The following is a 12,001-nucleotide window of genomic DNA, read 5'->3' on the forward strand; positions in this document are numbered from 1 at the left end:
TCTATGAAATATACATGCTTAACTTTACTGGCGGCAATCATGTCTGCCAGTACAATCGCTGCGTCTTCTATTAGTCACCTTGAGGTGGCTGGACAGACTGCTATTTTTACCCTTTCTAACCCTAAAACCCATCAGGTTCCAAATTGCGTTAGTGCGCAAAATCATGAAAAGTGGGCCGTTAATCTTAACTCTTTACAAGGGCAAGCAACTTATAGTTTGCTAGTGACAGCCCTATCAAAAGGGCAATTTGTTACGGTTACCTCAGCCAATTATTGTGATACTGATTTAGCAATTGAAATAGCACATGGTGTCTCACTCACTGCGAATACTGATCGTGATGTAACCCATGCATTAGCGCTTTATAAAGGCGATGGTACAACAAAAATTGGCAAGGTGATTGGATGGAGTGATAAACATCATGGGTATTTATATACTCCCCTCACAGGTAGTATTAAACCGGATTCATATTGGCATTATTCTAAAAGATTTCCTAACTATGCTGTATTTATTACACCTGATTGCTCAGGTGATATTTATGGGAGGTATTCTGAAAACAAACCACTTTATTTTTATGAGGTTGTGAATTCATACTTAACGTATGCGGATGGAGCTCAACACGGAGATAAGCTTTCTGATTATGGCGAGTCTCGAGTGTACCGACTGGTTGATGATATCACCTGTCAGGTTATTACAGTAAGTTTGGCCCAAGCTTTTTCGGGGTACCTTAAAATGATAAAAACGACCCATCCTCTGTGCGGCGAAAAGCCTTGCGTTATCAAATAAATTCATTGGAAGAACCTTGTTAGTATGAAATACCTATTTTTGCCCATGTTCGCTTTGAGCATTAACAGCGCCATTGCTGCATCATCCATCAAACAGCTCGATGTATTGGGCCAAACTGTGACATTCACATTGGCTGAGCTCAAGTCACATCAAGTGCCAAATTGTGTCAGTGCGCAAAACCATGAAAAGTGGGCAGTTAATTTAAACTCACTGCAAGGGCAAGCAGTATATAGCTTGTTAGTTACAGCCATTGCAAAAGAGCAGCTAGTGTCAGTTCAATCTGCGAATGCCTGCGAGTCTATTGCAGACATAGAGCAGGTAAAAAATATCTCGCTCATGGTTAATAATGCGACTGCAAATAGTGGGGCGTTGGCACTGTATGATGGCAATGGCCTTAATAAAATTGGGATTGTGGTCAAGTCTGATGGCAATGCAATCACACACTATATACCAAATGGCGGTGCGGCTAAACCTGTGAGGCACGTACATAACTTTATGGATGACTTTTACTTTTTAGATGACAAATGTAAAGGGCAAGCTTATAGGCAAAAGAACTGGCATTCCCATACCGAAGAAGTTATTTACTCTGAGCGGCTTGGTGCCTACTTTGATTTTGCAGATTCAAAAGACAGAAGTAATCACCTCAGTTCACAAGGTGCCAAAACAGTTTATCAGTATATCCATGGAACTTGTTTAAAGCAGAATGCAACCGCGAGTGAATTTACCTCCGGTCAATTGAAGCTTGTTCCCACTACCCACCCTTTATGTGGCGATAAGCCCTGCATAATTAAATAAAACAGAATATTTTGATAAGGATTGACAGTGAAAAAGGCTGTATCAGTTATGATTATGTGCTGGCTCAGTATGTTGAGTGTGGCGGCAGGTGCATCGGGATTAGAGTTTCCGATCCATTTGCAATTTACACTTAAAAACTTGCATGACCAAGCCAGTAAAAATACAAAACCCGTGGTCACAAGCGACTATGTGACATTACAAGAAGATGGCACTGGAGAGTTTGATTTTCTCAGTAATGACTCTGATAAAGATAAGGATCTGCTTAAAATTGTCGCGGCATCGGCATTACATGGTGAAGTCCGCCTATTACCTAACGGGCGTGTGCAATATATTCCTGCCGCGCATTTTAATGGCCAAGATGAAATAACCTATTTATTGTCAGATGGGCGTTCAGTGCCTATCGAAGGTACCGCCTTTATTACCGTTAATTCGGTGAATGATGCGCCTTTGACGACAAATGATGAGGTGACCCTAATCGCCAACACACAAGTGAATATTGATGTGTTGGCAAATGACAGTGATATAGACGGCGATGCATTAACGCTCTCAGAGGTGTCTGCTAAGCAAGGGCACGTATTTATTTCAAATAATTTGGTGCAATATACCCCTTACTTTGATTATGACGGTCCTGATGTGATCACCTATTCGGTTAGCGATTCTAATGGTGGTGTTTCAGTGGGCCTAGTCAGCGTCACTGTGTTAAAAGAGAACAAGCTTCCGCCTATTATCACAGCTCAGCAAGCATTGCATATGGACGAAGATACTCAATTTGAATTGAAGTTGTCTCATTTTGTTTATAGTGATGTGGACTCGTTGCCTGAAGATATTCGTCTAGAAGTTGGCAGTGGAACAAATTATCAAGTCAAAGACTTAACGGTGATACCTAATGAGCACTATTATGGCGAATTGAGTGTGCCTGTTACTTTATTTGATGGAAAGCATCGCTCAGAGGTATTCAACACGGCACTGACGGTAGCGCCGATTAACGATCCTCCAGACGCAGGTATGATCTTTTTGGATATTGTAAAGGGTGAGAAACTAACTTTGTATATGTCAGGTATGATGCATGACCCTGATATTAACTACCGTCATGAGAACGGTCTCGACCCGAGGCTTGAGCAATTTAGGTATATTTTTAACAAAGATGCAACAGGGGATGATGACAAGGGTTGGACAATAGAAGGCGGTCGCTTTTTGCAGATACCCGGTGAGCGAAATGGGCATGTTGAGTATATACCTCCAAGCGATCCGAGTATAACTTCAGACAGTGTTTTCTTTTTTGTATACGACGATATGGGAGCTCGCTCTGGGCGAGGTGATATAGTCATAGAAATAAAAGAGTCAAAATCATCTCCAGTGATACGGTTCCACCGCAGTGTTCCTGCTGTTGCTGAGGACCAACCGTTTAGCCTAGATATGAATGCATTTAGAATTCTGTATCAAGGTTCTTTCAGCAACAATCATAAACTACATTGGGTGATACCAAATGAGCCGGGTCGCTATACCTATGATGCAGCGACCAACTTGATCACCATTGATCCGTTGTTTGAAGGCACGGATCTTAACGTGTTTGTTCAAGTCAGTGATGGTGCATCCAACTCAAATAAATATCGTGTGCCAGTGCGACTTATTCAAGTGAACGAGGCCCCTATAGTATTTGATGCTGAGTTTACACTCACAGGGCAACAATCCGATGCAATCCTTTTTAGGACGGGCTTGTTGATTGATCCTGAAGCGCAAACCGCGCCCGGATTGCTCGACCGCTTTACTTATCAATTTATGACCCCGTCAGGCAGTGCCGATAATAAAACTAAGCTTGGCAAAATTGTGCGTGTCCCAGGTGAGCCTCATGGGGTATTTAGATATGTTGCCGACCCGGGTAGTACAGGCAAAGAAGCAGTACCCTATTGGGTCACTGATGAGCAGGGTTTGCAATCACAGCGAGGGTTTATACTTTTTAATCTGGAAAATAACGAACCAGACCCTGGATTAGATGAGTTTGCGCTAAGCATTGACAAAGCGACTGCCAAAGCTGGTGACTCGGTAACATTAAGTTGGCCTGTGCAAGCACATGCGACAACCTATCGAGTATGGCATAAAGTCGATGCTGGCCAGTGGCAAGTGCTGAAATCAAACGCACAGGCTGGGCAACATCAATTTGTATTGGGTCAATTTAATGTCAGTACATATTATGTTGAGGCTTGTACCGCCACAAATCAGTGCTGGCGCTCTAAATCGACCTCGCTATCTCAAAACAAAGGCAAAGGAGGTAAAAAGCAGGTGATTTTTATCCACACCGATTTGCTTGGTAGCCCAGTAGCTGAGTCAACTAATTGATAAAATAGGGCCTTGCAGCTGCAAGGCCAATAAAATAGAAGTGAATACATGAGAGCATTAGTTTTTTTAAGTGCACTATTGCTGAGTTTTAAGGGTCTTACCGTAGAGCAACAGTATTTAGTGACACAAGTGGACATTCAAGGTGAAGTCGTTTTGTTTAAGACACACCCACAAAAGCAGGTTACGCAATTAAGCTGTGTTGAGCCAAGTTTACAAGCGCATTGGGGAGTGGACTTAAATGCCCCGGGAAATGTAAACATTTATAGCTTGGTACTTGGCGCATTTGATAGTCAAACACCCGTGACAATTACAAGTAAACAAGCTTGCATTGCAGGCGTGGAAGCTGTTAGGGCCATTGGTGTAATTAAGTAAATTCCTGTCAGCGCGCGCAAGCACAGTATGACCTGTGCTTGTGTGCGTTTATGTTATCAACCGTGACAAGTAGAACGGTGAATATTATAAGTTAGGACAGGCAGCAAATTAGGATAAGCAGTAAATTGGGACAAGCAGGGCAGTAAATTAGGACAGGCACAACTCATTCCTTTAAACTGTTGATACCCCACAAAGTTAATTCAGCTAGATGACATCAGAACATAAACCAGTTTTAAAGACCTTGCGCTACGACTCTCAAGTCGTAATGGGACTCAGGCAGTTTTCTGCGCCTTTTACCTACCAAGATGGCTTAGTTAATGAAGCTCGGTTGATACATATCTTCAAAGGGCAATCATCTTTAATTTGTGCGGGTAAGACTTTGTCTTTAAATATTATAAGTTAGGACAGGCAGTAAATTGGGACAGGCAGTAAATTGGGACAGGCAATAAGTTAGAGAGAATAAATTAGGACAGGCACAACTCATTCCTTTAAACTGTTTGATACCCCACAAAGTTAATTCAGCTAGATGACATCAGAACATAAACCAGTTTTAAAGACCCTGCGCTACGACTCTCAAGTCGTAATGGGACTCAGGCAGTTTTCTGCGCCTTTTACCTACCAAGATGGCTTAGTTAATGAAGCTCGGTTGATACATATCTTCAAAGGGCAATCATCTTTAATTTGCGCGGGTAAGACTTTGTCTTTAAAGGCGGGAGATACGTTGTTGATGAAGGCGGATAATTTTATTAATCGCTGGTTAGACAGCCCACAAGGCAATGCAGTTGAATTTGTCGGAGTAAGGTTAACACAGTCGTTAATTCAATCAATATATGAGAATTCATTACCTGAAAGGTTTGTAGGCACTCACTTAAATTTAAAGGGTTTAGAATCTGGATCAGCCGCGGTGATCTCAAACCACAAACTACTCATGGGCTATTTTACGCTGTTGAAACAGTACATTGCTCAGCCAGATGACATGACAGATAGTTTGATTGCTTTAAAGGTACAAGAGCTAATAGAGCTGATCATACAAGCTGACTCAAGCAGCCAAGTTACGCCACTTCTGAGCGAGCTGTTTTTACCGAACCAACCAAAACTACAGCAGGTTGTACAAGCACATTTATATTCTCCTTTGAAGGTCGATGAAATGGCGTTTTTATGTCATATGAGCACATCAACCTTTAATCGAAAATTCAAACAAGTGTATGGAACAAGTGCTAACAAATACCTTGTATTGAAGCGTTTAGAAAAGGCAGAACAGCAAATAAACACAACCAATAAACGCATTACCGACATTGCACTTGAATGCGGTTTTGAGGAGTTAAGTTATTTTTCAAGGGCATTTAAGCAGCACTTTAACATCACGCCAACTGAATTGAGAAAAGCCCAGTCTGACTGAAAAATACAAATCCGTGACCTAATAGTGCAAGTTAGGCACGGTCAGTTCAAATAGAATGTTTGTCATCAAATAACAGATAGATAGGCTATTTTTATGATCAAATTCGCACAAGTGTTATGCGGCATGTTTGTACTTATTCTGGGCTCGGCGGCATTAACAGCTATGCTTTTTCCTACGATTATTAACGAGCCAAGTGGTTTTAACGCAGTAACAGATTATGGCTTTACTAACTTACGCACACTGGGGGCGCCAACTTTAAGTTTGGCAATAATCACCGCCATTGGTATTTATAAAAAAGCGTGGTTGCTGATTTTACCCGCATCGATGTATTTCTTTTTTAATTTTTTCGCGAGAGCCATTTCGGCCGTGATTGAGGGTTATGATCCCGTGATGCTGTTTGGACTTATATTTACGTTCACATTGTTTATGCTTTCACAAATTGCGTTACAGATATTTAGAAAAGCAAATTAGATTAATCTATTTGAAATTAAGCTAATGTTTGGACGCTTTTGAAAGACTCTGCTTCATAGTCTAAGGCTTTTTAGATAGCAATGAATATAGCGATGGTCAAAGTGACGTTGAGAAAAAGTAAGCTCTTATACAGAGCTTACTATCGCTTTGAAAGTAACCGCCGTTGCTTTGGCATTCTAAGAAAAACTTGATGAACAGAAATAAGTTTATTGCATCGACAACTGCTCTTCTTCTCTCAAGGTCAACACTTCATAGCCTGTGTCTGTCACCAAAATGGTATGTTCCCACTGAGCTGATAATTTTCTATCTCTTGTCACAACGGTCCAGCCATCTTTTAAGGTTTTGACCTTGTGCTGGCCTTGATTGACCATAGGTTCAATAGTAAATGTCATGCCGGCTTGTAGAGTTAAGCCTTCGTTAGGTTTGCCAAAGTGAAGCACATCTGGCCCTTCATGCATCTCAGTGCCTATACCATGACCGCAAAATTCTCTGACAATGCTATAGCCATGTTGCTGCGCATATGACTGAATTGCATAGCCAATATCGCCCAGTTTTACACCAGGTTTAACTTGTTTTATGCCTTGCCACATGGCTTCGTAGGTGGTTTTTACAAGCTTTTTAGCAAGCCCTTGAACGGCCTCCATGACGTACATTTTACTGGAGTCAGCAAGGTAACCATCACATTTGAGCGTGATATCAACATTGATGATATCGGTCGATTTTATTTTTTGGTTCGCTTTTGGCATACCATGACAGACAACTTCATTAAGTGACGTATTGACTGCATATGGGTAGCCATATTGGCCTTTTGTGGATGGAATTGCTTTAAGCTCATCGGTGATATAGGCTTCGACAAAGTCGTTCACTTCCATGGTGGTGACACCCGGTTTGATGAAGTCATCCAGTGCTTTAAACACGTCTGCTAACATCTGTCCGGAGCGTCGCATTTTAACGATTTGATCCTGATCCTTAATTATCACTGCTTTCATATTGCTTCTTTTTTACTTGCTCTAATTCTATTTGTATTAACTGTGCGAACGGCTTGTCCGGATTTTGCTCTGCAAGGCGGCCCATTTTCAACCAAAATTCAGCTTGTGAATTGATTGAGCGTGACATCACTTGGCTGGCTAGGCGGATCTCTTCATGAAGTTCTTCGGAAATTTTTACAATACCCATTTTTATACGTTATGTAGCATTTTGTATGTAAATCATATTTTCTTTTGCTACTTTATTCAACTAAAAATATGCAATGTATCAAATGGCAATTTGAATAGGCTTGGAGAGCAGGATTATTGCAGATTTGGATTGAAATTTTAGACATAAAAAAACGCCCAGTAATGTGTGAATCTGGGCGTAGGGGAAGGCTCATTTGGAGCCGTGCGCTAACTTAAACACCTTCTAAAACATAAGGGAGAAGTAGAAAGTCCTTTAAGTGTAGTTAATGCATTACAAAAGTTACAAACAGAATGACATTTTTAAAACATAATAAAAACATAGTGTTGTGTTTATATGAATTAATAATCTTAAAGTTGTCAAAAAGTTCTAATCAGGTTATACCCAAGTTATTAACTGACCTTGTGCAATTAAATCTCTAGGGAGGTTATTTTTAATCTTCGCCTTTTGCCATTTGCCAAGACCCACAGGGGCACCGCACAGAGTTAGTATGACTTCACCTGTCTCATTAGTCGGTTTTTCTAAACGTACATCTTTGCCTTGGAAGTAGTCTACAGCCTGTTTTTCAGTAAGTGCATGTACATTTTCTGTGGCTAGATGTCCAAATGCCGTGGCAAGCTCATGTTCTAACCGCACACCATTTTTGTGGATTGCGCCTATTTTTATCCCCAAGCGCGCATATTTTATTTTGTTTTGCACATCTGCAAGCTTTTCGGGAAATAGCCATAGCTCTTTATCGCGCTGCATGAGCGTACCTGGAAGCTGTTTAATCTTAAATTGCTTCTTTAAATAGCTCGCGAAGGTGCTTTGTGCTTTAGTAGGAAAAACTTCAAAAGGAAATGCCCCTTTTTTTCGCTGTTGATTAGGGTGTTCAACAGAGGCGAGCTTTTTAAATTTTGCGATGAAGAAACCTTCACTATCAAAAATCTGTGGCCAGACATGCAAGTATCCCTCGCTTGTGGTGGCCTGACTCGCATTGTCAAACAGGTCGTCAAGTGGCGTGACCTCTATAGCACCTGCAAATTCTTCTAATAAAAATGAGCACACTTGCTGGTTTTCTAAAGGGGTCAGAGTACATGTTGAGTACACCAAACTACCGCCGGGTTTTAGCGCTAAAAAGGCACTTTTGATCAGGCTTTTTTGCACATCGCTGATCTCGATATTAGATTCTATTGACCAATTTTTAAGTGCGTTTGCATCTTTTCTGACAGTGCCTTCACCTGAGCATGGCGCGTCAAGCTGTATGTGATCAAAGCACTCATACATGTAGTCGCCAAATATTTTGCCATCAAAGTGTGATAATGCGCAGTTTGCTGCCCCCATGCGTTTCATGTTGGCGGCAAGCACTTTTAACCGAGAAGATGAGAATTCATTGGCAACCAATAGGCCTTGGTTATTCATTAAGGCGCAAAGCTGTGAGGTTTTTGAGCCCGGAGCCGCAGCCATATCGAGCACAGCATATTGATCAGTATCCATATTTTCTATTTCAGATCTTAATGCTAAAGGCGGGAGCATTGAGCTTGCTTCTTGCACATAAATACAGCCACTGAGATGTAAGGCTGTATTACCTATAGGCAGGTTTGCTTGTTCTTCTTCGCTGCGGCTGATCCAAAAGCCTTCAGGGCACCAAGGCACAGGTATTATTTGCCAACCGAGTGCTTTTGCTTCGAGTTTAAAATCATCGACGGACATTTTGAGTGTATTAACGCGTATAGACAGCCTAAGAGGTTTTTGGCAATGCTCAATGAAGTCATCTAAATTTAAATGCTCAGGTAGGTAGGTTTTAACATCTTCGATAAAGTTTTCTGGGATGTAGGTATTCTTATCCAATCTAAAGTACTCGAAACAACTAGGATTTGTTGTAGTTTATCATCAATTGGTATTTAGCAGGAAAGATTTAACGAGTAAGCAAACGTTGCCGCATGAAAAGACAACGTTTGCATGTTCAGTGGCCCAATTATGGCGTCTCGGAATCGCAGTGGTAGTAAGTTTCACATTCTTGTGTTGGGCCATTACTTAAGCCCGCGCCCCCGACCAGTGGAGTCAGTTTTCTATCAAGTGGTAGGCTATCATAACTCAATTTTTTCAAAGGCTTTTTGGTGACTTTAAGCTTCATAGTGATTAACTCCTTTCAAATTAACATTGCTTTTTACTTCTAATTTCATGTTAGTAAATCGCGAAAAAGTTTCAAATAAAATTAATAAAAATGATACAAAATCATTACAAATGAGTGTTTGCATATATGGAAAAATGAATATATGATTTTCCATATATTGTAAGTATCCTCATCAATAGACATAATTTTGTCTGCATGGCGCACTGACACATTTAATGCCAGTGCAAATGTATAGTGGGGTAAGTTAATTAAAGTTGCTGGGCGCATTGTCAACAGTCATGACGACATATGCGAATGGCTAAATAATGGGAGAAAAGATGATGGCAATTAAAGTTGGGATCAATGGCTTTGGCAGAATGGGCCGATTGACTATGCGTGCACTGTGGAATTCGCCAGGTATTGAGTTGGTGAAGATAAATGATCCAGCCGGCGATGCACTTACCTTAGCACATTTGATGAACTTTGATTCTGTTCACGGCAAGTGGCAACACGAGGCGTTGAGTGAGGGGAGTGAGATGATCATTGGCGATCAGCGCATTGCAGTAACGCAGCAAGTGTCCGTTACTGATAATGACTGGTCGATGTGCGACCTTGTAATTGAAGCCTCAGGTAAGATTAAAACCAAAGAAAAGCTCGCTGCTTTTTTTGCTCAAGGTGTGAAGCAAGTGGTTGTGACTGCACCAGTCAAAGAAGAGGGAGTATTAAATGTTGTGATGGGTGTAAACCACACGGATTACGATGTTGAGCAGCATCCGATAGTGACCGCGGCATCTTGTACGACTAACTGCTTAGCGCCCGTTGTTAAAGTACTACAGGATAATATTGGCATTAAACACGGCTCGATGACGACAATACACGATATTACCAATACACAGACCATCATTGACGCACCGCATAAAGATTTGCGCCGTGCGCGTTCATGCGGCACGAGTCTTATTCCAACGACGACTGGCTCGGCAACGGCAATTACCCATATTTTCCCTGAGCTGAAAGGTAAGTTAAATGGTCACGCTGTAAGAGTACCTCTAACGAATGCCTCGATCACAGATTGCGTGTTTGAAGTCAATCGCGAAACGAGTATTGAAGAAATTAACAGCTGGATGGAGCAAGCTGCAAACGGTGAACTGGCTGGTGTATTAGGGTATGAAACGCGTCCACTTGTCTCAATAGATTATAAAACGGACCCAAGAAGTGCCATTGTTGATGCGCCATCAACAATGGTAGTCAATGGCACGCAAGTTAAATTATACGTTTGGTATGATAACGAGTGGGGCTATGCAAATAGAACGGCAGATTTAGTCCGTATGGTTATCGATAAGCGCTGGGGATAACATCATGACGCAGTCACTTATGGCAAGGCTATCACCAGAAATTAAGCAGTACCTTGTTATCACTGGTAACTATTGGTCATTCACCTTGACAGATGGTGCGCTGCGTATGTTGGTGGTGCTGTATTTTCATCAACTTGGATACAGCCCATTGGCGATTGCCTCGTTATTTTTGTTTTATGAAATCTTTGGCGTGGTTACCAATTTATTGGGGGGCTGGTTAGGCGCACGTCTTGGCTTGAATAAAACCATGAATATAGGCCTATTCTTGCAGATTGTGGCTGTGTCTATGTTGGCATTAGATGAGCAATTACTGACAATTGCCTATGTCATGGTCGCGCAGGCTTTGTCTGGTATTGCCAAAGATCTCAATAAAATGAGTGCAAAAAGCGCCATTAAATTACTGGTTCCGAAAGATCAAGATAGTACTTTGTATAAGTGGGTAGCACTGCTTACGGGTTCAAAAAACGCCTTAAAAGGGGTCGGTTTTTTCCTTGGTGGCTTACTGCTGACTTTACTGGGCTTTCAAGGCGCTTTATGGTTTATGGCTGCAATGCTGACACTCACTTGGCTATCAAGCTTAGTGTTATTGAAGCAAGACTTAGGTAAGAAAAAGAACAAACCCAAGTTCAATGAACTATTTTCTAAAAGTCGCCAGTTAAATCTATTGGCGGCGGCGCGTTTATTTTTGTTTGCTTCACGCGATGTGTGGTTTGTAGTGGCTTTACCTGTCTTTTTGGCCTCAACATTTGGTTGGGATCATTGGTGGGTTGGCGGCTTTATGGCGTCTTGGGTGATTGCTTATGGCATAGTCCAAGCGAACGCGCCAAAAATCACAGCAAAGCAAGGTGGCAATTACCAACAAGCATTCAAGTGGGTGGCCTTACTGTCAATTATACCAGCTTTGCTGGCTTTGGGTTTGTGGTTAAACTGGCAGCCTAAGATAGTGATTATCGCTGGTTTATTGATATTTGGCGCTGTATTTGCCGTTAACTCATCGTTGCATAGTTTCTTAATCGTCAAAATCGCTGACAGTGATGGCGTATCGATGGATGTTGGCTTTTATTACATGGCGAATGCAATGGGCAGATTGTTAGGTACGGTCTTATCTGGTCTTGTTTATCAGTTTTATGGCCTTGAAGCCTGTTTGATGATTTCAAGTGCAATGCTTATATTGGCAGGTGGGTTTACATATGGACTCAGCAAACGCGGTTAAGCGCTTGCTGA

Annotated in this window: 12 protein-coding genes; 8 read left to right on the top strand and 4 right to left on the bottom strand. The window is 41.6% G+C overall.

The window, feature by feature from the left end:
- Nucleotides 1-3: 3 nt before the first annotated feature.
- The 6 genes from AC2CZC_RS13755 (at nucleotide 4) to AC2CZC_RS13780 (ending at nucleotide 6,157) form a co-directional block, all read left to right on the top strand.
- A complete protein-coding gene (locus AC2CZC_RS13755) occupies nucleotides 4-783 on the top strand; it encodes a hypothetical protein (RefSeq protein WP_484582212.1) in 780 nt (259 codons plus the stop codon).
- Between the two features lie 24 nt (nucleotides 784-807).
- Nucleotides 808-1,578, top strand: a complete 771-nt coding sequence (locus AC2CZC_RS13760; RefSeq protein ID WP_484582213.1) for a hypothetical protein — start codon at nucleotides 808-810, stop codon at nucleotides 1,576-1,578.
- Between the two features lie 27 nt (nucleotides 1,579-1,605).
- Nucleotides 1,606-3,915 carry a cadherin-like domain-containing protein gene (locus tag AC2CZC_RS13765; protein ID WP_484582214.1) on the top strand — a complete coding sequence of 770 codons (2,310 nt, stop codon included), beginning with the start codon at nucleotides 1,606-1,608 and terminating at the stop codon, nucleotides 3,913-3,915.
- 48 nt (nucleotides 3,916-3,963) lie between these two features.
- Nucleotides 3,964-4,287, top strand: coding sequence for a hypothetical protein (locus AC2CZC_RS13770; protein WP_484582215.1), 324 nt, complete (start codon nucleotides 3,964-3,966; stop codon nucleotides 4,285-4,287).
- A 526-nt stretch (nucleotides 4,288-4,813) separates the two neighbouring features.
- Nucleotides 4,814-5,686, top strand: coding sequence for a helix-turn-helix domain-containing protein (locus AC2CZC_RS13775; protein ID WP_484582216.1), 873 nt, complete (start codon nucleotides 4,814-4,816; stop codon nucleotides 5,684-5,686).
- 93 nt (nucleotides 5,687-5,779) lie between these two features.
- The gene (locus AC2CZC_RS13780) at nucleotides 5,780-6,157 is read left to right on the top strand and encodes a hypothetical protein (protein WP_484582217.1); all 378 of its coding nucleotides are present in this window, start codon (nucleotides 5,780-5,782) and stop codon (nucleotides 6,155-6,157) included.
- Nucleotides 6,158-6,363: 206 nt separating this feature from the next.
- On the opposite strand, the gene map is transcribed toward AC2CZC_RS13780, so the two are convergent.
- The 4 genes from map to AC2CZC_RS13800 all read right to left on the bottom strand — a co-directional run bounded on the left by map (nucleotide 6,364) and on the right by AC2CZC_RS13800 (nucleotide 9,446).
- A complete protein-coding gene (gene map, locus AC2CZC_RS13785; protein ID WP_484582218.1) occupies nucleotides 6,364-7,146 on the bottom strand; it encodes a type I methionyl aminopeptidase in 783 nt (260 codons plus the stop codon).
- Nucleotides 7,127-7,333, bottom strand: a complete 207-nt coding sequence (locus AC2CZC_RS13790) for a ParD-like family protein (protein ID WP_063362441.1) — start codon at nucleotides 7,331-7,333, stop codon at nucleotides 7,127-7,129. The genes map and AC2CZC_RS13790 overlap by 20 nt, the downstream gene beginning before the upstream one ends.
- A 375-nt stretch (nucleotides 7,334-7,708) precedes the next feature.
- Nucleotides 7,709-9,160 carry a 16S rRNA (cytosine(1407)-C(5))-methyltransferase RsmF gene (gene rsmF / locus AC2CZC_RS13795; protein ID WP_484582219.1) on the bottom strand — a complete coding sequence of 484 codons (1,452 nt, stop codon included), beginning with the start codon at nucleotides 9,158-9,160 and terminating at the stop codon, nucleotides 7,709-7,711.
- Between the two features lie 127 nt (nucleotides 9,161-9,287).
- On the bottom strand, nucleotides 9,288-9,446 hold the full coding sequence (locus AC2CZC_RS13800) for a hypothetical protein (RefSeq protein ID WP_155731828.1): 159 nt from the start codon (nucleotides 9,444-9,446) through the stop codon (nucleotides 9,288-9,290).
- A 320-nt stretch (nucleotides 9,447-9,766) separates the two neighbouring features.
- Here AC2CZC_RS13800 and AC2CZC_RS13805 point away from each other — a divergent pair, with 320 nt between their 5' ends.
- Both AC2CZC_RS13805 and arsJ read left to right on the top strand, forming a co-directional pair.
- Nucleotides 9,767-10,777 carry an ArsJ-associated glyceraldehyde-3-phosphate dehydrogenase gene (locus AC2CZC_RS13805; RefSeq protein WP_484584888.1) on the top strand — a complete coding sequence of 337 codons (1,011 nt, stop codon included), beginning with the start codon at nucleotides 9,767-9,769 and terminating at the stop codon, nucleotides 10,775-10,777.
- Nucleotides 10,778-10,781: 4 nt separating this feature from the next.
- Nucleotides 10,782-11,990, top strand: a complete 1,209-nt coding sequence (gene arsJ / locus AC2CZC_RS13810; protein ID WP_484582220.1) for an organoarsenical effux MFS transporter ArsJ — start codon at nucleotides 10,782-10,784, stop codon at nucleotides 11,988-11,990.
- The last annotated feature ends 11 nt before the right edge of the window (nucleotides 11,991-12,001 follow it).

It is taken from the genome of Pseudoalteromonas sp. MMG033, from assembly GCF_057197785.1.

Coding starts and splice junctions, on each gene's coding strand:
- arsJ (WP_484582220.1), top strand. CDS start 10,782: ATGACGCAGTCACTTATGGCAAGGCTATCACCAGAAATTAAGCAGTAC.
- AC2CZC_RS13775 (WP_484582216.1), top strand. CDS start 4,814: ATGACATCAGAACATAAACCAGTTTTAAAGACCCTGCGCTACGACTCT.
- AC2CZC_RS13805 (WP_484584888.1), top strand. CDS start 9,767: ATGGCAATTAAAGTTGGGATCAATGGCTTTGGCAGAATGGGCCGATTG.
- map (WP_484582218.1), bottom strand. CDS start 7,146: ATGAAAGCAGTGATAATTAAGGATCAGGATCAAATCGTTAAAATGCGA.
- AC2CZC_RS13790 (WP_063362441.1), bottom strand. CDS start 7,333: ATGGGTATTGTAAAAATTTCCGAAGAACTTCATGAAGAGATCCGCCTA.
- AC2CZC_RS13780 (WP_484582217.1), top strand. CDS start 5,780: ATGATCAAATTCGCACAAGTGTTATGCGGCATGTTTGTACTTATTCTG.
- AC2CZC_RS13755 (WP_484582212.1), top strand. CDS start 4: ATGAAATATACATGCTTAACTTTACTGGCGGCAATCATGTCTGCCAGT.
- AC2CZC_RS13770 (WP_484582215.1), top strand. CDS start 3,964: ATGAGAGCATTAGTTTTTTTAAGTGCACTATTGCTGAGTTTTAAGGGT.
- AC2CZC_RS13800 (WP_155731828.1), bottom strand. CDS start 9,446: ATGAAGCTTAAAGTCACCAAAAAGCCTTTGAAAAAATTGAGTTATGAT.
- AC2CZC_RS13760 (WP_484582213.1), top strand. CDS start 808: ATGAAATACCTATTTTTGCCCATGTTCGCTTTGAGCATTAACAGCGCC.